Raw genomic sequence first — 19,453 nt, forward strand, 5'->3', positions numbered from 1 at the left:
CGCGCGGGGGTCGGCCTACTTTTGGCCGGATTAGTAACCGGGGCCGGCCGTTTTCTCCACGCCGACGGTGCTCAGGTGCCTCCGCAGGTACTCCGCCGCGTCGGCGGTCCGGCCGGTCAGCAGCAGGTCCGCGATGTCGACGTGCTCGCGGCAGCGCACCGCGGCCCGGTCGCGCGGGAGCGTGCGCCGGTACTCGATCAGGCGGCGCAGGTTGTCCACGCGGCGCAGCGAGTCGATGAAGAACGTGTTGTGGCTGCACGCCACCACGGCCTCGTGGAAGGCGCGGTTGCGGGCGAACAGCTCGGTGTTGGTCACGGTGTGCGCGGCGCCCTCGGCGAGCTCGAGCTGTTGCGCGCGAACGACTTCGATGGCCGCCTGGTCCACGGCGAAGCCGGGTTCCAGCAGCGCCGCGGGCTCGAGCGCGAGACGGAAGCGGTAGCTGTCCTCATAGGACTCCTGCGACGTCAGCATCGGCTGGAACTCCCAGCCGTAGCCGGGCAGCCGCTCGATCCAGCCCTCGCCGGAAATGCGGCGCAGCACGGCCGTCACCTGGGCCGGCGTGAGGGCGTAGCGGCGCGCCAGCTCGCTCTCGCTCACGCGGTCGGGCAGCTCGCCGTCGAGCCGGTCCGACGCGATGCGCAGGTACTGCTCCTCGTCCTCCTCACCGGTCTCGACGGTGAGCTCGGTGACGGGGCGGGCCACGGTGTGGCCGCCGCCGGGCTCGGCGACGGCCACCACCCCTTCGTCTGCCAGCAGGCGCAGCGCCGCGCGCACGGGTGAACGCGAAACACGCAGGTGCGCGGCCAGGGTGCGCTCCACCAGCCGCGTGCCCGGCTCGGCCGCGGTCTCGCGGATGTAGCCCACGATGCGCGCCGCGACCTGCCGGGTGAGCGGGGTCGGGGTCTGTTCCACTTACCCAGGCTAGCGCCGGTGCTCGGCATCCACCCGGGTGGTGGTGCCGGTGGCGACGATCGTGCGGGTGGCCTCCACCGAGGCGTAGGTCCAGAGGATCCGCATCGGCGCCGTCGCCGAGGCGTTGCGGAACCGGTGCGGCACGCCCGCGTCAACGTAGGTGGTGTCCCAAGTGGACAGGTGGTGCTCGGCGCCGTCGATCTCCACGATCGCCTCGCCCTCCAGGATCACCACGCTCTCGGGGCAGTTGTGCGTGTGCAGCGGGATTCCCGCACCACCGTCGAAGAGGGTCTGGCCGTTGAGGAACACCTCGGCGCCCAGGGCCTTGCTCACCAGCGGGATCGTGCGCGCGCCGCCGCCGCGGTCGGCCGCGGACAGCTCGGCCGGCCGCAGCACCACGGACGGGAACGGCTTCTGCTCGCTCATCGGGTTCCTCCGAACCACACGGTCTTCACGTTCACGAACTCGCGGATCCCGTCCGCGCCCAGCTCCCGACCGTAGCCCGACTTCTTGATTCCGCCGAACGGCAGGCGCGGGTCGGAGGCGACCATGCTGTTCACGAACACCGCGCCGGCCTGCAGGCCCTTGGCGAAGCGCTGGGCGCGTTCCGAAGACCGCGTCCACACGGCCGCGCCGAGGCCGAACTCGGTGTCGTTGGCCAGTGCCAGGGCCTCGTCGTCGCCCGAGACCCGCACGATGGCCGCGACCGGCCCGAACGTCTCCTCGTCGAACGCCGCCATGCCCGGCTTCACGCGGTCGAGCACCGTCGGCGCGTAGAAGTAGCCCGGCCCGGCCACCGGCGCACCGCCGGTCCGCAGCACGCCGCCCGCGGCGACGGTGCGGCGCACCTGGTCGTCGAGCCCGTCGCGCAGGTCCTCGCGCGCGAGCGGTCCCACGGTGGTGCCCGCCTCGGCCGGATCGCCCACCCGCAGCCGTTCGACCGCCGCGGTGAAGGCTTCGGCGAACTCGTCGGCCACGGCTTCGTCCACGATGAACCGCTTGGCGTTGACGCAGCTTTGGCCGTTGTTCAGGAACCGCGCGCGCACGGCCGTCTCGGCGGCGGCCGGCACGTCGGCGTCGGCGAGGACCACGAACGGGTCCGAGCCGCCGAGTTCCAGCACCTGCTTCTTGAGCGCGGCGCCGGCCTGGCTGGCCACGAGCGCGCCGACGCGCGTCGAACCGGTCAGCGTCACGGCGGCGATGCGGTCGTCGGCGATGAGCTTCGCGACCTCGCCGACGTCGACGAGCAGCGCCCGCACCAGCCCGGCGGGCGCCGAGGCCTTGCGGAACACGTCCTCGATGGCGAGCGCGCAACCCGGCACGTTGGTGGCGTGCTTGAGGATCGCGCCGTTGCCCGCGGCCAGTGCCGGGGCGGCGAACCGGAAGAACTGCCAGAACGGGTAGTTCCACGGCATCACGGCGAGCACCACGCCGAGCGGTTCGGCCACCACGGAAGCCTCGGCCAGCACCGGGCGCTCGGCCAGGTACTCCGCGGCGTGCTCGGCGTAGTGCACGCAGTTGAGCGCGCACTTCTCGATCTCGGCCTCGGCTTCGGCGAGCGGCTTGCCCATCTCTTCGGTGATCAGCCGCGCGTACTCGGCGCTCCCGGCGCGCAGCACCGCCGCCAGCTCGCGAAGCAGCTCCACGCGTTCGGAAAGCGGTTTCTCGCGCCATTCGGCTTGTGCGGCCACGGCCGCATCCAGTGCGGCGTCGACCTCTTCGGCCGTGTGCAAGTCGTAAGTGGACAGTGACTTGCCCGTCGCCGGGTTCACGGACTGGATCATCGAGCACCCACCGGAAGGCCGGTGACGGACTCGGAAACCGCGCCGGCGAACGCTTCGGTGCCGAGTGTTCCGCCGACGTCCGCGGTGCGCGTCGCCGGGTTGTCGAGCACGGTATCCACCGCGCGGGTCACGAGTTCCGCACCCGCCAGGAGTGCGTCGTTGCCGTCGCGGCGGCCGCGCCAGTCGAGCAGCATCGCCGCGGACAGGATGAGCGACGCCGGGTTGGCCACGCCCCGGCCCGCGATGTCGGGGGCCGAACCGTGCTGCGCCTGGCCGACGCAGACGTCGTGCCCGGCGTTGATCGAGCCGCCGAGGCCGAGGCTGCCGGACAGCTCGGAGGCTTCGTCGGACAGGATGTCGCCGAACATGTTGGTGGTCACCAGCACGTCGAACCGCTGCGGGTCGCGGATCAGCAGCGCCGCGGCGGCGTCCACGATCAGCTCTTCCAGCTCCACGTCGGGGAACTCCTGGGCGACCGCGCGCACCTCGCGCAGGAACAGGCCGTCGGACAGCTTGAGCACGTTGGCCTTGTGCACCGCCGTCACCTTGCCGCGGCGGCCGCGCGCGAGCTCGAACGCCGCCCGCGCGACGCGGGCGGATCCGCGCGCGCTCACCTTGCGCACGGACAGCGCGAGGTCGGGGTCGGGCATGAACTCGCCGGTGCCCGCGAACATGTTGCGGTCGGAGTAGAAGCCCTCGGTGTTCTCGCGCACGATCACGAGGTCCATGGGCTTGCGCAGGATGCTCAGGTCCTCGCGCGACCGGCACGGGCGCACGTTGGCGAACAGTTCGAACGTGGTCCGCAGCGCGGCGGACGGGTTGATCCCGCCCTCGTCGCGCGGCGGGTACTCGTAGTGCGACACCGGGCCGAGCAGCGTGCCGTCGACCTCGGGCACCCGCTCGAGGACCGAGGACGGCAGCGTGGTGCCGTCGGTCGCGAGCGAGGCCAGGCCGATGTCGCGGATCTCGAAGCTCAGGCCGAGCCCGAGCCGCCGATCCGCGGCTCCGAGCACGTCCAGGGTCGCCGTCGTGATCTCCGGGCCGATGCCGTCGCCGGGCAGGACGAGGACTTTCACGGACACTCCTTCCGACTGCGGATTTTCCGACTCTGGTTTTTCACTCTAGCAATATACCATCAATGTAGTGGACGCTTCAGTCTTCACATCTGTTGTAGGATCAGCTACCTTCGACCGCCAAGAGCCTCCCCACCTGTACGGCTCACGTCCCCCCGCTCGAGGAGATGGCTGCCGATGTCCCTGCTGCTTACCCAGGCCGTGTCCGCGGCCGAAGCGAACCCGACCCCCGAGGTGTGGCGGGTCATCACCAAAATGGCGTACTTCGCCGGCCTGATCGGGTCGGTCGGCGGTTGCATGCTGTACCTGATCGTGCTGCGGCCGGTGCTTCGCCGGCCGTCGGTCGACCCGGCCGACCGCGCGGTGCTGCAACGCCGCGCCGGCGTCTACTACGCGCTCGTCGGCACGTGGTTCCTGGTGGCGCTGTACTTCCAGATCGCCGGCAAGGGCGCCCGCGTGAAGGGCAAGGAAATCCCGTTCGGCGACGCGCTGTCGCCGGCGGCGATCTGGCGCTTCATCTCGGTGCCGGGCAAGAAGGGCGACTGGATCTCCAGCGGCGCCGAGGCGTTGATCCAGTACGCGCTGTGGGGCGTCGCGGCGATCGTGCTGATGCTGGCGTTCTCGCCGCGGCTGCGGGAAAAGCTCGGCGTGCTCACCCTGACCTCGCTCATCGTCAACTTCGTGGCTTACCAGGTCACGTTGCTGCCGACGAACTTCTCCAAGGCCACCTTCGACACCATCGCCAACTCGCTGCTCGATCACCTGCACGTCTTCTCGATCTCGACGTGGGTCGGCGGTATCGCGGGCCTGGTGATCCTGGCGTTCTCGCGGCGCAGGCTCTCCCTCGGTGCCGGCGACGTGTTCGCGCAGATCTGGACGCGGTTCTCGACGCTGGCGATGGTCGCCGTGGGCTGCATCCTGATCACCGGCCTGTGGCTGGCCTACTCGCTCGTCGGCAGCCCGTCGGAGCTGTTCACCACGAGCTTCGGGCGGTTCCTCGTCATCAAGGTGTCGCTGGTGTTCACGATGATCTGCATCGGCGCGGCCAATGAGTTCGTGATGATGCCGCGCATCGGCCGCGCCCGGGCGGCCGGCGCCGAGGGTTCCGTGTTCCGCCTGGCGCTGCGCACGTTCCCCGTGCTGGTGACGATCGAGGTGCTGCTCGCCGTCGGCGTGCTGTTCGTGCTCTCGTTCCTCACCGGTTCGGCACGCGTCGAGGCCGGCGACCCCGAAGACCCGACGCTGAGCGGCACCGTCATCGGCATCGGCGTGGTGCTGGCGATCCTGATCGCGATTTCCTTCGTGACCACGGCGAAGCTGTCGGATCGCCTGTCGCGTTCGGCGGCGCGTGCCCACGAGGTCGAGCAGCGTGAGGCCGTGGCCGCGGAGAGCTGAGCGTCAAGGGCACATCAGGGAAACGCGTTGGTGTGTCAAGCGTTCGTCGTGCCCATGCCCGCCCCGCCGTCGTTCAGGAGACCTTGAGGGTCCTGAACGAGAAAGCGGTGGCGGGCATGGGCACGGTGGTTTCCGCGGTGGTGCTGGTGGGTCTGTCGGCAGTGCTGGCGCTGGTATTGCGGGTTTCTTCACGGAAGTGAGAGATCAGCCTTCGCGGTGTTCGCGGATGAAGTCGCGGATGGCGGCGAACGCGGGCTTGGGCGAGTAGTCGTCCCGGAGCAGGCCGAAGCCGCTGGTCCACCCGGCGTCCGAGCGGCTGTCGCGCAGGCCGAAGAGTTCGTACGCAGCGACGCCGACGTCGGGGTCCACAATGGCCTGCGCGACGGTTTCCAGCACTACGCGCTGAGTGGCTTCGTCGCGGTCGTCGCCGGTGGGCCAGCCCGTTTCGGTGATGTGGATGGGCGTGGTCTCGGGGACGCCGATATCGGTGGTGACCGAGCGGAATCCCGTGAGCAGGAACGTCACGGCGCCGGCGAGCTGCTCGTGGGGGATGCGACGGAAGACGTCGGGGAAGACGTCCAAGCCGAGGAAGTCCAGGCGCGCCAAGTGGTCCGGGCCGATCGCCGCGGCCAGCCGTCCCCAGAACGCGGGATCGGCGGGGCCGGCGGAGTTGACCCCGATCCCGACGTCGACGCCGAGGCGCTCGCGTTCGTCGAAGGCCGCGGCGACGCCGGCGCCGACGGCCTCGAAGCAACCCGGGCTGCCGCCGTCGAGTGGGGCCGGCACGTTGAGCTCCTCGCCGACCTGCACCTTGCCGCCGCCCCACGCGGCGACGTCGCGGACGGCCTGGCGAACGAAGCCGGCGAAGCCCTCTGGGTCGGGTTCGCAGCTCTGGTAGCACGCGACCAGGTCGATCAGCCGGCCCTCGCCCGCGTAAAGCTCAGGCCGCTCGGGTGTGCGGGACCACTCGTTCCCGAAGTGCCGGTAGCAGCGGACGTAGAACTCCGGCGCTTCCCCTTGGAGTTCCTTCAAGGCCGCCATCGTCGCGCCGGGGTCTTCCGGCGGGCAGGGCAGCGGCTTCAACTCGACCAGGTCGGCGTCGACGACACCGGGCCAGATCCCGAAGATCACAGGTACCTCCTCGTAGCCGTATACGGCTAACCGTATACGAGCAATGAGGTAATGTTCAAGCGTGCCCAAGAACGCGCTCGACAACCCGCTGGTGCTGCCGATCCTCGGCCTGCTCGTGGAACAACCGCGCCACGCGTACGCGGTGTTCAGCGAGGTCCGCAGCCGCTACGGCTACCTCGAAGTGCGCAACGCGACCGTCTACACGCTGCTGGACCGGCTCACGGCCGAGGGGTGGGTTGCCGCGACGGGCGGGGCCGAGCGCGACGTGCTCGCGGTGACCGACGACGGCGTGGCCGCGCTGGCCGAGCGCGTGCGCAAGCAGCTCGGCGCGGATCTGACCGGTGGGCCGCCGTTCGTGACGGCGTTGGCGTACCTCGGGATTCTGCCGCCGTCAGAAGCACAAGCCGTGCTGCGCAAGCGGATCGGGCTCGTGCGCGAGGAGATCGCAGGGCTCGAAACCGCCACGCGCGAAGCGGCCACGCTCGAGGTCCACATGATCGAGGCGCACTACCTGCTGTCGCGGCTGCACCACGACGTCGAGTGGCTGAGGCGCACAGCGGACCGCATCGGCGACGGCGAGCTCGCCTGGCCTCAGTGAGCGGCGCCCGTCAACGCGATCGTGCGGTCGGTGTGCGCGGCCAGCAGCGGATCGTGGCTGGCGACGAGGACGGCGGCGCCCGCGTCGGCGGCGGTGCGCAGGCGGGCGAGGACGACTTCGGCGTGGGTGCGGTCCTGGTGTGACGTCGGTTCGTCGGCCAGGACGAGGGTGGGTGCGGTGGCCAGGGCGCGGCCGACGGCGGCGCGTTGTTGTTCCCCACGGCTGATTTCGGTGGGGAGGCGGTCGGCGAACTTGGCGAGATCAAGGGTTTCCAGCAGCTTGGCGAGGTCGGCGTTGCCGCCGGTGCGGGCGGCGAAGGCGAGGTTGTCGGCGACGGTGAGTTCGTCGAACAAGCCGATGGACTGCGGCACGAAACCCAGGTGCTGCCATGGCATTCGCGCCATGGGGACGTCCGGCAACAACGACCCCGGCGTGACGCTGCCGGTGTCCGGCGTCTCCCAGCCGCCGGCGATCATCAGCAGCGTGCTTTTGCCGGAGCCCGAAGGGCCGGTCAACGCGACGAGCTCGCCGGGATGCAGCTCGAAGCTGATCGGGCGCAGCACTTGGGTGCGGCGGTAGCTCTTCGAAACATCGGTCAGGGTGAGCACGGTCATCGGATGCGTCCGTCCACGAGTTCGATCACGTCGTCGGCCACGGCGACCAGTTCGGGGTCGTGGGTGGCGACCACCACGGCGTGCCCGAGGGCCGCCAGCCGGCGAACGGCGTCGCCGACGAGGTGGGCCGACGCGCGGTCGAGCTGGGCCGTCGGCTCGTCGGCGAGCAGCGCGGCGGGATCGCCGGCAGCGGCGAAGGCGAGGGCGACGCGTTGCTGTTCGCCGCCGGAGAGGCCGCTGGGTTTGCTGTCGCCGCGGTGCCCGAGCCCGAGCGTGGCGAGCAGCTCGCTCGACGGGGTGCCGGTGCTGCGCAGGCGGGTGGCGAGTTCGAGGTGTTCGTCGACGGTGAGGTAACCGAGCAGGTTGTCGACGGGGTTCTGGAAGACGTAGCCGAGGCGGCGGCGCCGGAGTCCGCGCCGGCCCCGGGCGGACAGGGCCGTGGCGTCGACGCCGTCGATCTCGACGCGACCGCGCACGGGGCGTTCGAGGCAGGCGAGGATCCGTAGCAGGGTGGATTTGCCGGAGCCGGACGGTCCGACGAGCGCGGTGACGCGGCCGCGGGCGGCGGACACCGAAACCTCTTGCAGGGCAACGACGTCGTGGGTCGCGGTCTGGTAGGTCTGGTGCACGTCTTCGCACCGGAGTGCGTCAGTTCGTGTCACGCAGCACCTCCGACGGGCGGGCGCGCGAGACGGCGCGCTGGGCGGCGAGGGTGGCGAGCACGGCGGCCAGCAGGGTCGCCGCGGCGAGGCGGGCGGTGAGCGACCACGGAGTGGCGATCAGGGTGCCGGGCGCGGCGGCGGGGTCGAGGTCGTAGCCGGCGCTGGTGATGGCGACGGCGATCGCGGCGAAGCCGAGGCCGGCGACGAAGCCGGTGGCGAGCAGGCCGCCGACTTCGTAGAGCAGGGCGCGCCAGTGTGCGCGGGGTCCGATGTCCATGCGCCGCAACAACAAGTACGCGCTGCGCCGCGCTCGTGCCCGCGAGTTCAAGTACAGCAACAGCCCCACGAGCACGATCGCGCCGGCCAGCACGGACACGGCGGTGAGGAACAGGAACGTGTAGGTGATGGCCGCGTAGACACCGTTCGCGGTCACGTCCTGGGCCTGGCTCAGCGTGCCGACCGGTACGTGGCCGGCCGACAATGCGGGGACGATCCGCGCCGGGTCGCCGCGCAGCCACAGCTCGTGGTGCAGGTTCTCGCCGGCCAGCCGGGTGAGCACGTCGCGGCGGACGAACATCAGCGGGAACCCGGCGCTCTTCCCGGGCAGCTGCGCGACGCTGGTGACGGAGAGCTCGACGGTGTGGCCGTTGATCTCCACCTGCGTCCGCCCGGACGTGCCGGGGATCCCGGCCAGCACGCCGGCGGGTGCGCCGGGTGCGTTCAGCCCGGCGATCAGGTCGTCGAGGGCCGGGCCGGGCAGGAGGTTGTCCCAGAAGGCGGTGCTGGTGAACGTCGCCGGGTCGACGCCGAGGACGTTGACGGTGGTGTGGCCGATGGTGCCGGAGTCGTAGCGCTCGACAAAGCTGGACGGGAACCCGGGCGGCGCCTGCGCGGGCCCGGTCAGGTCGACGACCACGTCGGTGCCGACCACGAGCTGGCCCTCGGCGTGCAGCGTGCGCTCGACCGAGCCGGTGACCGTGGTCGCGTACACCGACAGCGCGATCGGGATCGCCGTCGCACCGATCAGCACGGCCGCGGCGGCCGGCGCGGACGCGAGCCGCCGCCAGGACAAGAAGGCGACCGCGCGCGACAGTGACACCGGCCGCAGACGTACCACGGAGAACCGCACGATGCGCGCGGCCAGCAGCGCCAAGCCCATCACCAGCAGCAGCGGCACCACGATCAGCCGCGGCGGGATTCGCGCGACGGTCCCCGAGGCACCCACACCCGCCTCCGGATCGTCACCGAGCACGAAATAACAGACCACCGCGGCGCCGAGCGGCAGCAGTTCCCACGGCCAGTTGTGGCGGCGGGTGGTGCGCGCGTCGAACAACGCGGTGATCCGGCGCCCGCTGGAAACGGCGATCGCCCCCAGCGTCACCAGCAGTGCGGCGGCGGCGCCGAGTACCGATCCGACCAGCGCGCCGGGCGTGACGAGCGGGCTCGGCCCCAGCGCCGCCACGAGGTAGCGCGCGAGGAACCAGCCCGCGACGCTGCCGAGCACCACGATCGTGCCGACCTCCAGCACCGCTTTGCCCACCAATGCGAGCGGTCCCACCCCACGCGACGACAACACCGCCAGTTCGGCGCGGCGCCGGTCCACCCAGAACGAGCCCGCCGCCGCGGCGATCACCAGCCCGGCCAGCGCGCCCACCGCGCCCATCGGCACGACGGTGGTGGCCAGCTGCGTGGCCACCTGGTCGGCGCGGACCACCATGCCGCCCAGCGAAGACGTGTACTCCGTGCTGCCGAAGCGGTGGAACGCCTGCCCGAGCGGATCGCCGGGGTTCTCGGTGCGGGCCCGGACGTGCTCCAGCCCGGCCACCACGGGCGGCGCGCTCGCCGTGGTCATGCCCGTGGTGTCGACGGAGCTCTCCACCAGGTTCTGCACGCCGGAGTTCTGGGTGGCGATGTGGAAGAAATCGTCCGGCGACACGAGCGCCACCGGGTACGTGCCGGTGTTGGAGAGCGGGCTGCCGCGGTAGAGGCCGACGAGGCTGCACCAGTACTGCTGGTCCGGCAGCGAACGCAGGTCGCGGTAGATCCCGGCGACGCGCATCGTCGACGTGCTGCCGCCTTCCGGCGCGGTGGCTTTGCCGGCGGGCTTGAGGTCGTTGCGGGATCCGCCGCGGACGGTCACGAGGTCGCCGGCGTGGAGGTTCTTGAGCGCGGCGAACTGGTCCGGCAGCCAGATGCCCGGTCCGGTCCCGCGCTGGACCACCTGGATGTGGCTCTCGAAGCCGGTGCGCGAGATGAGGTTGACGACCGTCTGCTCGGGGTGCGCCGGCGTGCCCGTCGCCGTTTCCACCGACGCGCCGGAGACCACGGTCGACACCGGCGCCGAAGCCCGCGGCACCTCGGCGGTGGCCTGACCGGCCAGCTTCGCGCGCGTGTCGTAGAGGCTCTTCCCGACCTGCTCGGCCACGGCGGGGTCGCGCTGCTGCATCGGCAGGCCGCCCTGCCACTGCGCGCCGACCGACCATTCACACGCCAGCGACGTCTGCTGCTGCAGCGTCGCATTGCCCGCCGCCGAAAGGAACAACGCGACGGCCGTGGCGGGCAGCGCCACCAGAACCGCGGCCGCCGCGACGGCGATCACCACCGCCGGATTGCGCCACCCCGTCCGCACGGCCCGCGACCACGGCGTGGGCAACCCCCTCCTCGGCATGTCGAGGAGTTTCACACAAGCGTTTGCCCCTCAGTGCGCGCCGAGATCGTTTCGAAACGCCCGCGCTGGCCGACCGCACCCGCGCGACGACGGGCTGTGGCCGAATCCCGCTCAGCGGGCCGGTTCGAGGTGGGCGTGCCCGTCCGGAGCGCAGTGCGAGCACACGCCGGTGAGGATCGGCGCGCCCGTGCCTTCGGCGGTGCCGACGGAGTCGAGGCGGCCGCAGTTCGTGCACAGCAGGTGGCCGTGTTCGGGCCCGGTCAGCTCGTAGCGCTGGGCGACGCCGACGGTGTCGAAGCGGCGGACGAGCCCGGCGGACACACCGGTGGCGAGGACGTCGTGGATCGCGCGGGTGGAGGCGAAGCGGAGGCGGTCGCGGACGTGGGGGAGCAGCTCGGCGACGGTGGTGTGCGGCTGCTCGGCGAGGGTTTCGAGCACGACCTGGCGGGCGGTGGTCACGCGCAGGCCGGCGCGGCGCAGGCGGGCCCCGGCGTCGATGTGGCCGGGCGACGGCTGGGGGAGCGTGGGAGTCGGGGGCACAAGACCTTTCTAGTACCTAGAGTTGATGGAGTCAATTGTCAGATGGAGTCAAGTGTGGGTTGCGCAGCGGCGTAAGGGCAGGTGGGCAGGGGTTCGGCGGGTGATTTGTGAGCTTCTCCACGCCAGAGTTGATGCAGTCCATTCTGGGGTACGCTGCGGGCATGGACGCGTTCGGGGTGCGGTTGCGCCGGGTAGGGCTGCGCAACACGCCGCAGCGGCGAGCGGTGCTGGCCGCGGTCGAGCGGCACCCGCACTCGACGGCGGCCGAACTCGCCGTGGACCTCGAAGCCGACGGCGTTGCCGGCGGGCTCTCCCGGCAGGGTTTGTACAACGTGCTCGAAGACCTGGTTTCGGCCGATCTGCTGCGTTCGCTGGAGCCCGCGGGCTCACCCGCGCGCTTCGAACCGCAGCGGCACGACAACCACCACCATCTCGTCTGCCGCGGCTGCGGGGCGATCCAGGACGTGCCGTGCGCCGTCGGCACCCCGCCGTGCCTCGAACCGGTCACCGCGCCGGGCTTCCGCGTCGAATCGGCCGAGGTGACGTGGTGGGGCGTGTGCGACGCGTGCGCTTCCGCTGCTGAGTGACTTCCGTCCACAACGGACTGACGGCCGCCGGGTCGGCGGTATTGTCACGTCACGCGCGGTCAGTTTCTCTCCACGCCATGCGGCATCACGTCTCCCGGGGTTTCCACCCGCGGGAAGAACCACTTCTGTCGGGAGCAGCTAAGCGCTGTGGCGCCGGCTCTAGTCGTCCGGCCGCGCCCGTAGGTGGCGGCGCAGCGTCTCGTCACTGCCCAGACCACTGCGCCGCGCCGCCGCGGCCACGGTCTCGCCGCTCATCACCAGCGCGATCGCCGCTTCCCGGCGCACCGCGGCGACGTAGGTTGCCGGCGTCTGGCCCGTGCCTTCCTTGAACAGCCGCGAGAGGTGGCGCGTGCTGAGTCCGGCGCGCTGCGCCATGCTCGTCAGGCAGTGGTCGCCGGCCGGGTCGGCGGCGACCTCGTCGCACAGCGCGCGGACGATGTCACGGCGCGGGCGCGGGGTGCGGGCGGGCACGGAGAGCTGGGGCTGCGCGCCGCGGCGGCGCATGAAGACCACCAGCTCGCGCGCGATCTCGTGGGCCAGGATGTCGCCGGCGTCCTCCTCCACCAGCGCGAGCGCGAGGTCGATGCCGGAGCTGACGCCGGCGGAGGTGAGCACGCGGCCGTCGCGGACGTAGATCGCCTCGGGGTCGACCTCGACCGCGGGGTAACGCTCCTGCAGCGTGTCGGCGTGGCGCCAGTGCGTGGTGGCGCGGCGGCCGTCGAGCATGCCCGCGGCGCCGAGCGCGAAGGCGCCCGCGCACACCGACGTCACGCGCCGGGCTCCGCGCGCGAGGTGCCGGATCGAGGTGAGCAGCTCGGCGTTCGCCCCCGGTTTCACGAGGCATTCGCCGCCGGGCACGACCAGCGTGTCGACGCCGGTCATGTCGGCCGCGGCCTGGTCGACGCCCAGGCGCAAGCCGCTCGACGTGGTGATGTCGCGCCCGTCCGGGGAACACATCGTGACGACGTAGCCGGTGCCGAGCTCGGCGGCGACGTCGAACACCTCGAGCGGCCCGGTCACGTCGAGCAGCCGGACGCCGTCGAACACGAGGACGGCGATCGGGACATCCGGTCTCGACAGGCCCACCCGGGGAATCTACGGCGGCCCCCGGTCACAGGAAAGGGCCGGATGTGTGGGCTGCGTGTCCGCATCCGGTCGGTTACCCGGTGTTAGCTTTTCCTCGGTCGACGCGAAGGCGGTGCCCAGGATGAAGCTGCAACACGGTCTCGGCGGTCTCGAAGGCCTCGAGGGTTTCCCGTTGGACTACGAGAAGCGCGTGTTCGTCGAAGACTGGGAGAAGCGCATCTTCGGCATCCACGCGGCGATGATGGGCCTGAGCGCCTCCTTGCGCGACTCCGTCGCCGGCTACGACCTCGACGCGGTGCCCACCACGTTCCGCACCACGTGGACGTGGGCCCACCTGCGTTCGGGCGCGGAGGCGATGCACCCGTTCGAGTACTTCAAGTTCCGCTACTACGAGAAATGGCTGGGCGGCATCAGCGAGTACCTCGTCGAGCAGGGTTACCTGACGCAGGAGGAGCTGGACGCCGCCACGGAGCGCTTCCGCGAGCAGCCGCAGGCGCAGCTGCCGGACCGCGCCGCCGAAGCCGTCGACGACCAGGTGCTCGACTACCTGCGCCGCGGCGACACACCGAGGCGCGGCCCGGCCACGCCGGCGTTCGCGGTGGGCGACGAGGTCGTGGTGCGCAACCCGCCGGCCACGGAGCACACGCGGCTGCCCGGGTACCTGCGCGGGCACCGTGGCCGGGTGGAGCGCGTGTTCGAGGGCAACTACTCGTACTTCGTCTCGACCGGCGGCGACGGGCTCGGGGAGCCGATGTCGGTGTACATCGTGCGGTTCGAGCCCGAGGAGCTGTGGGGCGAGGAAACCGAACGCGCGGCCGGCCCGCTGTACGCCGAGCTGTACGAGACCTACTTGTCCGCCGGATCGACGAGGGACGGAAACCGATGAGCGAGCTGTTCGCCTACCCCGACGACCGCGAGGAGGCGAGCGCCGCGCAAGTGAAGGCGCTCGAGGCGCTCCTGATCGAGAAGGGCGTGATCACCGGGTCCACTGTGGACAAGGTACTCGGCTACTTCGAGTCGGAGATGACGCCGCTCAACGGCAAGAAGATCGTGGCCCGCGCGTGGGTCGACCCGGAGTTCGCGCGGCTGCTGGCCACGGACACCCCCAAGGCGATCGCGCAGCTGGACCTGCCCGAGGGCATGGCCGGCGCCGAGGGCGAGCACATCGCGGCCGTGGTCAACGAGCCCGGTGTGCACAACCTGGTGATCTGCTCGCTGTGCTCGTGCTTCCCGTGGCCGGTGCTGGGGCTGCCGCCGTACTGGTACAAGGACCCGGTGTTCCGTTCCCGCGCGGCGCGCGAGCCGCGGGTCGTGCTGGCCGAGCTGGGTGTGGAGCTCGACGACGACACCGAGGTGCGCGTGTGGGATTCGAGCGGGCACTCGCGGTGGTTCGTGGTGCCCGCGCGGCCCTCGGGCACGGAGGGCTGGAGCGAGGAACAGCTCGCCGAGCTCGTGACGACGGAGTCGATGATCGGCGTGGCCCTCGCGGGCCCGGCGGCGTGAGGACGGGCATGGCGATCGACATCAGCACGCTGGACTACGACGAGACCGGGCACGTCAAGTTCCACTCGTCTTGCTCCACGGACCTCGAGCAGCCCGTGTTCGACGCGGAGTGGCAGCGGCGCGCGTTCGGCCTGGCGGTGGCGCTGTCGGAGTTCGGCCACTACGCGTGGGAAGACTTCCAGCGCGAGCTGATCGCGGCCATCGGCTCGTGGCAGTCCGCACCCGACGACGAAAAGGGCCGCTGGGAGTACTACCGGCACTGGGTGACGGCGCTCGACACCGTCGTCCGGCGCCACGGCCTGCTCGAAGAGGGGTACGTCAACCCCGAGGACCGCGACTGAGGGTGAGCGCGTTCACCTAGACTTCCTCCTCACCGGGCGAGCGGCTCGCCGGGGCGACGCGGAGGAGGCGGCAGGGTTGGTCAGCCGGGCCGAGAAGAACGAATCGAACCCCGACCTGGGCGTCCTCGCCGGGCGGCTGCTGTTCGCCGTGCAGCACGAGCTCTTCACCTCCCTGGCCGCCCAGGGCTTCGCCGACCTCCACCCGCGCCACGGCGCCGTGCTCGCCTACCTGGACACCGAGGGTGTCCGGGCAACCGAGCTTTCGCGCCTTTCGGGGCAGCACAAACAGGTGATCGGGACGATGATCGACGAGCTGGAGGCCCTCGGGTACGTCCAGCGCCGCCCGGACCCCGCCGACCGCCGCGCGAAGCTGATCTGCCCGACGGAGCGCGGGCTGGCCGAGATGCGCGCGGCGGGCCGCATCATGACGGCTTTGCAAGAGCGGCATGCGCGCCGGCTGGGGCGTGAAGTTTATACGCAGTTCAAGGCCGTGCTGTTCGATGTAGTGGAGCATCAGCGCAAACGCACTGTGTGACGCGGTCAGCCGATCCGGTGTGGGCCGGGCTCGGTCCAGCCGGGGTCTCCTCGGGCGATGAAGGAAACCCATGCGTTGTGGGTGCTTCGGGCGAGGTCTGCGGGTGGTTCGCCGGGGCCGAGCAATGCGTGTTCGCCCCGCAGGCCGGGTAGGTCCAGGCAGTCGAAGACAAAGGGCAGTTCGACGCAGTGACACGCGCCGAGGCGGCCGTCGAACGCGGGTGAGCGCCAGCGGAAGTCGTAGGTGTATTCGCCCAGATTTTCGTTGGCTTCTCTGAAGGCGTCGGTCATCAACCGGGTGAGGAGCTGCTCGGGGTTGTCGTGGGGGTGCGTTTCCCGGCACCGAGCGATGCGGGCCTCGGGGTCGGGGAAGCGTCGTCGGGCACCCTTGCGGAGGCTCGCTTCGGTGGTGTCGAACGCGAAGGGGATCGAGTAGAGGTTGGCTTCTTCGGCGTTGGTGCCGGCGAGGAGGTCGACGTCGCCGCGGATGCCGTCGGCGGGTTGGCGGGTCAGGAGTTCGCCGTCGAGGACGGGTTTGAAGGGGCTGCTGCCGAGCGACGGGTCGAGGAAGTCGTGCTCCGGCTCGAGGTGCCCGGTCAGGTCGAGGATGCGCTCGTCGCTGAGGTCCGCCAGCGCGGCGGCCGTGGCCGGCTGACCGAGGGCTGCCCCGAACGCTCGCGTGGTGACCGCGGCGCGTTCGGGCGGGTAGCAGCACAGGGCGTGACCGCTCTGGCTGATCCCGCGACGGAACAGGTCCGTGGGCGTGGTCATCAGCGCCAGCACGAGCATGGCGCCGGCGGACTGCCCGCCGAGGGTGACGTTCCCGGGATCCCCGCCGAAGTTCGCGATGTTCTCGTTGATCCACCCGAGAGCGGCCAGCACGTCGAGCAGTCCACGATTGGCCGGCGCGTCCGGCAGATCGAGCCAGCCGATCGCGCCGAGCCGGTAGTTCACGGTCACCAACACGATCCCGTCGCGGGGGAAGGCCTCGGTGGCGTACACGGGCGCGTGGCCGGTCCCGGTGGCGAAGCCCCCGCCGTGCAGGAAAACGAGCACGGGCAGGTTCCTCGTACCGGAATCCGGCGTGGAGACGGTGAGGCTGAGGTAGTCGCCTCGTGCCGTGGTCGTCCCGAGAACCGGCGACAGATCAGCCCGCCCGAACGGCCGCATCCGCTGCGGCGCGGTGGCCCTTGCCGCACCCCTGACGCCGTCCCACCTGGGCGGCGGCCCCGGCGCGGCAAACCGCCGTGCCCCGACCGGCGTCGGCGCGTACGGAATCCCGGCGAACGTGACACCGTGCGCGCCTCGGCGGCCGAGCACCTTGCCTGAGCTGGTGCGCACGCTGATCACCGGGTCCACCGGGTGATCAGCGCAGCGCGTCCTGCAGAGCCGCCAAGCCCACCGGTCCCACCGCGAGCGCGTCGTGGTGCCATTGCCGCAGCGAGAAGTCCGGGCGGGAAGCCGCTTCCGAGCGCGCCGCGAGCCAAGAGCGTTCCCCCAGCTTGTACGCGATCGCCTGGCCCGGCCAGCCGAGGTAGCGCACCACCTCGGGGTGGACGCGGTGCTCGGCCGCCAGCCCGCGTTCGTGGAGCACGCGGCAGGCCGTGTCGAAGTCCCAGCGCGACCCGTCGGGCAGGGGCAGGTCCAGGTGCGCGCCGATGTCGATGACGACGCGGGCGGCGCGCATGGCGGAGCCCGCGAGCATGCCGAGGCGGGTGCCGGGCTGGGTGTACCAGCCGAGTTCGTCGGCGAGGCGCTCGGCGTAGAGCGCCCAGCCCTCGGCGTGACCGCTGACGGAGTGCACGCGCGCGAAGCGGCTGACGCGGTCGGCGGCGAGCTTCGCGGTGCCGATCTGCAGGTGGTGGCCCGGCACGCCCTCGTGGAACACCGTGGTCAGCTCCGACCACACGGCGAAGCGCGAACGTCCGCCGAGCGGCCACCACGTGCGGCCCGGGCGGACGCCGTCCTCGCTGGGGCCCGTGTAGTACGGCGCGCCCGAGGCCGAACCGTGAGCGAGGGTCACGTCGATCGCGCGCAGCGGTTCCGGGATGTCGAAGTGGGCGGCGGCATCGGCCATCGCGCCGTCGTGGGCGGCGCGCAGCCAGTCCACATAGGCCGGTTCACCGTCCACAAAGTACTTCTCGTCGAGCAATGCCATGGCCTCCGCGACCGAAGCACCCGGACGCACCTGGGCCGCCTCCGCTGCCAGCTCCTGCTCGATGCGCTCCAGCTCGGCCCAGCCCCACTCGTACGCCTCGGCCAGGTCGATGTCCGCGCCCAGGCTCAGGCGCGCGCCGGCCGCGTAGCGTTCGGCGCCGACGCCTTCGACAGAGGTCGCGCGCGGTGCGTAGTCCTCGCGCAGGAAGCGCGCGAGCTCGGCGTAGCCGCGGTGGGCGGCGTCGGCGGCGGAGCGCAGGTCGAGGGCGAGCGGGCCGTCGCCGTACGCCTCCACCAGCGCTTCGTGCACGCCGGCGAACCGGTCGGCCTGCGACGCCGTCTCCAGGGCCTGCCGGCGCGCGGCGACGAGGCCGCGGTCGAGGCCCGCGCGCAGCGACGTCTGCCAGGCCGCCAGCATCGTCTCGACGCCGGCGAGGCGCACACCGATCACGTGCCAGTCGTCGTCGCCGATACGCGGGAGCATGTCCACGGTGTCGCGCAAGGAAGTCAGTACCCCGAACTGCGCCTTCACCGTGCGCAGCGGCTCACCGAGGTCGTGCCACGCGAGCTGAGCCTCGAGCCGTTCCTTCAGGTGCGCGCCCGCGATGCGGTCCTCGCCCGACTCGGGCGTGAGCGTGGCCAGGGTCGCGAGCGTCCGGCGGGCTTGGTCGGCGCGAGCGTCGAAACCGTCGGGCGAGAAGTCGGTGAGCGTGGCGGGGTCGGGCGTGGTGATCCCGCGCATCGTCGCGGCCACGGGGTCCAGGGCGGCTTCTGCGGTCACGTGCTCGTCGGAGAGCTGGAAGATCGGCGTCACGCGGCTCACGCTATACCCGCGCCGCGAAGCCGGTGTGAACTTCGGGAAGTCACACTGCTTGGCGAGAACACCGGTGACCACTAGGATCCCGCCATGCACTCCGTGGTGATCCTCGCCTTGGACAAGGTCGTGCCGTTCGACCTGGCCACGCCCATCGAGGTGTTCACCCGCACGCGCCTGCCCGACGGCCGGGCCGCCTACCAGGTGCGCGTCTGCGGTCCGGCCGAGGCGATCGACGCCGGCGCCTTCACGATCCGGCCGCGGCACGGCCTCGAAGCGCTCGCCGAAGCGGACACGATCATCGTCCCCGGCCGCGACGAGCTCGAAGAGGTGCCTGCCGACGTCGTAGATGCCCTGCGTGCAGCCGCGGCGAAAGGCACGCGCATCGCGTCCATCTGCTCCGGCGCGTTCATCCTCGCCGCCACCGGCCTGCTCGACGGGCAGCGCGCCACCACACACTGGGTCGCCGCGCCGCAGCTCGCCGCCCGCTACCCGGCGATCGAGGTCGACGCGGGAGTGCTCTACGTCGACAACGGCACCATCCTCACCTCGGCCGGCGCCGCCGCGGGCCTCGACCTCTGCCTGCACCTCATCCGCCGCGACCACGGCTCCGCGGTCGCCGCCGACGCCGCCCGCCTGTCCGTGATGCCGCTCGAACGCGAGGGCGGCCAGGCGCAGTTCATCGTCCACGACCAGCCGCCGACCCCGCGTGGCTCGGTGCTCGAACCGGTGCTGCGCTGGCTCGACGAGAACTGCGCGAAAGACCTCACGCTCGACGACATCGCCGCCCACGCCGGCATGAGCAGCCGCACGCTCAACCGCCGCTTCCGCGAACAGACCGGCACCAGCCCGCTGCAGTGGCTGCTGCGCGCCCGCATCCGCCAGGCGCAGCACCTGCTGGAAGCCACCGACCACGGCGTCGACCGCATCGCGGGTCAGGTCGGCTTCGGCTCGCCGACGTCGTTCCGCGACCGCTTCAAACGCATCGTGGGCACCAGCCCGCAGGCCTACCGCGGCAGTTTCCAGCGGCGCTGAGCACCGCCCTTGGACACTG

General features: G+C 71.4%; 20 protein-coding genes. 8 read left to right on the forward strand and 12 right to left on the reverse strand.

Annotated features, from left to right (window positions below; genetic code table 11):
* Positions 1-30: 30 nt before the first annotated feature.
* From AB0H62_RS30090 to AB0H62_RS30105, 4 genes are read right to left on the reverse strand one after another with little or no spacing between them, the layout of a single operon-like run.
* Positions 31-912 (reverse strand): GntR family transcriptional regulator, encoded by an 882-nt coding sequence (locus AB0H62_RS30090; protein WP_220243439.1) that lies wholly within the window; start codon positions 910-912, stop codon positions 31-33.
* Positions 913-921: 9 nt separating this feature from the next.
* Positions 922-1,338 (reverse strand): cupin domain-containing protein, encoded by a 417-nt coding sequence (locus AB0H62_RS30095; RefSeq protein WP_220243438.1) that lies wholly within the window; start codon positions 1,336-1,338, stop codon positions 922-924.
* Positions 1,335-2,696, reverse strand: a complete 1,362-nt coding sequence (locus tag AB0H62_RS30100; protein WP_220243437.1) for an NAD-dependent succinate-semialdehyde dehydrogenase — start codon at positions 2,694-2,696, stop codon at positions 1,335-1,337. Before AB0H62_RS30100 ends, AB0H62_RS30095 begins: the two co-directional genes overlap by 4 nt.
* Positions 2,693-3,772, reverse strand: a complete 1,080-nt coding sequence (locus tag AB0H62_RS30105) for an isocitrate/isopropylmalate family dehydrogenase (RefSeq protein WP_220243436.1) — start codon at positions 3,770-3,772, stop codon at positions 2,693-2,695. Before AB0H62_RS30105 ends, AB0H62_RS30100 begins: the two co-directional genes overlap by 4 nt.
* Before the next feature lie 174 nt (positions 3,773-3,946).
* Between AB0H62_RS30105 and AB0H62_RS30110 the strand changes: the two genes are divergently transcribed.
* On the forward strand, positions 3,947-5,164 hold the full coding sequence (locus tag AB0H62_RS30110; RefSeq protein ID WP_360589703.1) for a CopD family protein: 1,218 nt from the start codon (positions 3,947-3,949) through the stop codon (positions 5,162-5,164).
* Between the two features lie 204 nt (positions 5,165-5,368).
* Here AB0H62_RS30110 and AB0H62_RS30115 read toward each other — a convergent pair whose 3' ends face one another.
* Positions 5,369-6,295 (reverse strand): hypothetical protein, encoded by a 927-nt coding sequence (locus tag AB0H62_RS30115; protein ID WP_360589705.1) that lies wholly within the window; start codon positions 6,293-6,295, stop codon positions 5,369-5,371.
* A 61-nt stretch (positions 6,296-6,356) separates the two neighbouring features.
* Between AB0H62_RS30115 and AB0H62_RS30120 the strand changes: the two genes are divergently transcribed.
* Complete coding sequence (locus tag AB0H62_RS30120; RefSeq protein WP_220243433.1) at positions 6,357-6,893, forward strand: helix-turn-helix transcriptional regulator; 537 nt, start codon at positions 6,357-6,359, stop codon at positions 6,891-6,893.
* Here the strand turns inward: AB0H62_RS30120 and AB0H62_RS30125 are convergent.
* From AB0H62_RS30125 to AB0H62_RS30140, 4 genes are all read right to left on the reverse strand, one after another.
* Complete coding sequence (locus tag AB0H62_RS30125) at positions 6,887-7,507, reverse strand: ABC transporter ATP-binding protein (RefSeq protein ID WP_220243432.1); 621 nt, start codon at positions 7,505-7,507, stop codon at positions 6,887-6,889. The two genes, AB0H62_RS30120 and AB0H62_RS30125, sit on opposite strands and share 7 nt — an antisense overlap.
* Positions 7,504-8,169, reverse strand: coding sequence for an ATP-binding cassette domain-containing protein (locus AB0H62_RS30130; protein WP_220243431.1), 666 nt, complete (start codon positions 8,167-8,169; stop codon positions 7,504-7,506). Before AB0H62_RS30130 ends, AB0H62_RS30125 begins: the two co-directional genes overlap by 4 nt.
* Entirely contained in the window at positions 8,156-10,837 is a 2,682-nt protein-coding gene (locus tag AB0H62_RS30135; RefSeq protein ID WP_255638364.1) for an ABC transporter permease, read from the reverse strand. The genes AB0H62_RS30130 and AB0H62_RS30135 overlap by 14 nt, the downstream gene beginning before the upstream one ends.
* 111 nt (positions 10,838-10,948) lie before the next feature.
* Positions 10,949-11,377, reverse strand: a complete 429-nt coding sequence (locus AB0H62_RS30140) for a transcriptional repressor (RefSeq protein WP_255638363.1) — start codon at positions 11,375-11,377, stop codon at positions 10,949-10,951.
* Between the two features lie 161 nt (positions 11,378-11,538).
* Between AB0H62_RS30140 and AB0H62_RS30145 the strand changes: the two genes are divergently transcribed.
* Entirely contained in the window at positions 11,539-11,964 is a 426-nt protein-coding gene (locus tag AB0H62_RS30145) for a Fur family transcriptional regulator (protein WP_220243430.1), read from the forward strand.
* A 159-nt stretch (positions 11,965-12,123) separates the two neighbouring features.
* Here AB0H62_RS30145 and AB0H62_RS30150 read toward each other — a convergent pair whose 3' ends face one another.
* A complete protein-coding gene (locus tag AB0H62_RS30150) occupies positions 12,124-13,050 on the reverse strand; it encodes a DJ-1/PfpI family protein (protein WP_360589709.1) in 927 nt (308 codons plus the stop codon).
* A gap of 121 nt (positions 13,051-13,171) precedes the next feature.
* Here AB0H62_RS30150 and nthB point away from each other — a divergent pair, with 121 nt between their 5' ends.
* The 4 genes from nthB to AB0H62_RS30170 all read left to right on the forward strand — a co-directional run bounded on the left by nthB (position 13,172) and on the right by AB0H62_RS30170 (position 15,429).
* Complete coding sequence (nthB, locus tag AB0H62_RS30155) at positions 13,172-13,936, forward strand: nitrile hydratase subunit beta (protein ID WP_220243429.1); 765 nt, start codon at positions 13,172-13,174, stop codon at positions 13,934-13,936.
* Positions 13,933-14,553: a nitrile hydratase subunit alpha gene (gene nthA, locus AB0H62_RS30160; RefSeq protein ID WP_220243428.1), complete on the forward strand. Its 621-nt coding sequence runs from the start codon at positions 13,933-13,935 to the stop codon at positions 14,551-14,553. The genes nthB and nthA overlap by 4 nt, the downstream gene beginning before the upstream one ends.
* Before the next feature lie 8 nt (positions 14,554-14,561).
* On the forward strand, positions 14,562-14,894 hold the full coding sequence (locus tag AB0H62_RS30165) for a nitrile hydratase accessory protein (RefSeq protein ID WP_220243427.1): 333 nt from the start codon (positions 14,562-14,564) through the stop codon (positions 14,892-14,894).
* 76 nt (positions 14,895-14,970) lie between these two features.
* On the forward strand, positions 14,971-15,429 hold the full coding sequence (locus AB0H62_RS30170; RefSeq protein ID WP_220243426.1) for a MarR family transcriptional regulator: 459 nt from the start codon (positions 14,971-14,973) through the stop codon (positions 15,427-15,429).
* A gap of 5 nt (positions 15,430-15,434) precedes the next feature.
* Here AB0H62_RS30170 and AB0H62_RS30175 read toward each other — a convergent pair whose 3' ends face one another.
* On the reverse strand, positions 15,435-16,769 hold the full coding sequence (locus AB0H62_RS30175) for a carboxylesterase family protein (RefSeq protein WP_360589711.1): 1,335 nt from the start codon (positions 16,767-16,769) through the stop codon (positions 15,435-15,437).
* A gap of 25 nt (positions 16,770-16,794) precedes the next feature.
* Entirely contained in the window at positions 16,795-18,399 is a 1,605-nt protein-coding gene (locus AB0H62_RS30180) for a DUF885 domain-containing protein (RefSeq protein ID WP_360589713.1), read from the reverse strand.
* Positions 18,400-18,492: 93 nt separating this feature from the next.
* On the opposite strand from AB0H62_RS30180, the gene AB0H62_RS30185 reads away from it, so the two are divergent.
* On the forward strand, positions 18,493-19,434 hold the full coding sequence (locus AB0H62_RS30185; RefSeq protein ID WP_360589715.1) for a helix-turn-helix domain-containing protein: 942 nt from the start codon (positions 18,493-18,495) through the stop codon (positions 19,432-19,434).
* The last annotated feature ends 19 nt before the right edge of the window (positions 19,435-19,453 follow it).

Source organism: Amycolatopsis sp. NPDC050768 (assembly GCF_040654155.1).
Lineage (GTDB): Bacteria > Actinomycetota > Actinomycetes > Mycobacteriales > Pseudonocardiaceae > Amycolatopsis.

What these genes read in the sequence shown, in the direction of transcription:
- AB0H62_RS30100 (WP_220243437.1), bottom strand. Translation starts at nt 2,696, where the DNA reads ATGATCCAGTCCGTGAACCCGGCGACGGGCAAGTCACTGTCCACTTAC.
- nthB (WP_220243429.1), top strand. Translation starts at nt 13,172, where the DNA reads ATGAAGCTGCAACACGGTCTCGGCGGTCTCGAAGGCCTCGAGGGTTTC.
- AB0H62_RS30185 (WP_360589715.1), top strand. Translation starts at nt 18,493, where the DNA reads ATGCACTCCGTGGTGATCCTCGCCTTGGACAAGGTCGTGCCGTTCGAC.
- AB0H62_RS30110 (WP_360589703.1), top strand. Translation starts at nt 3,947, where the DNA reads ATGTCCCTGCTGCTTACCCAGGCCGTGTCCGCGGCCGAAGCGAACCCG.
- AB0H62_RS30125 (WP_220243432.1), bottom strand. Translation starts at nt 7,507, where the DNA reads ATGACCGTGCTCACCCTGACCGATGTTTCGAAGAGCTACCGCCGCACC.
- AB0H62_RS30145 (WP_220243430.1), top strand. Translation starts at nt 11,539, where the DNA reads ATGGACGCGTTCGGGGTGCGGTTGCGCCGGGTAGGGCTGCGCAACACG.
- AB0H62_RS30135 (WP_255638364.1), bottom strand. Translation starts at nt 10,837, where the DNA reads ATGCCGAGGAGGGGGTTGCCCACGCCGTGGTCGCGGGCCGTGCGGACG.
- AB0H62_RS30165 (WP_220243427.1), top strand. Translation starts at nt 14,562, where the DNA reads ATGGCGATCGACATCAGCACGCTGGACTACGACGAGACCGGGCACGTC.
- nthA (WP_220243428.1), top strand. Translation starts at nt 13,933, where the DNA reads ATGAGCGAGCTGTTCGCCTACCCCGACGACCGCGAGGAGGCGAGCGCC.
- AB0H62_RS30095 (WP_220243438.1), bottom strand. Translation starts at nt 1,338, where the DNA reads ATGAGCGAGCAGAAGCCGTTCCCGTCCGTGGTGCTGCGGCCGGCCGAG.